Genomic DNA, 402 nt, shown 5'->3' on the forward strand with positions numbered 1-402 from the left:
GAACCGATCCGTCTCGACAAACGCCTGTCCGCCCTGCTCGGCATCCCGCGCGGCGAAGCGCGGCGCTACATCGAAGGCGGCTGGGTCACGGTCCACGGCGACGTGGTGGAACAGCCGCAGCGCCCGGTCGATGGCAGCGCGGTGATCGTGGTGGCCGAACAGGCCAGCGATGAAAAGGCCGAGCGGGTCAGCATGCTGCTGCACAAGCCGGCCGGTGTCGCCGCCGAAACCCTGTGTGCCCTGGTCAGCAGTGACAGCCGCAGCGAACTTGATGCCAGCGACCTCCGCCCGTTGCAGCGTCACTTCCACGGCCTGCAGCTGGCCGCCTCGCTGCCGGCCAGCGACAGCGGGCTGGTGGTGGTCAGCCAGGATCCGGCCACGCTGGCCCACCTGCAGCGCAAC

At 69.9% G+C, this 402-nt stretch carries 1 protein-coding gene; it reads left to right on the forward strand.

The genetic code is table 11. The features are described 5' to 3' along the window. The coding region (locus D7X55_RS47225; RefSeq protein ID WP_199747483.1) for a S4 domain-containing protein at positions 1-402 on the forward strand (402 nt) is incomplete at both ends.

This window comes from Corallococcus sp. AB049A, from assembly GCF_003668885.1.
Taxonomy (GTDB): domain Bacteria; phylum Myxococcota; class Myxococcia; order Myxococcales; family Myxococcaceae; genus Corallococcus; species Corallococcus interemptor.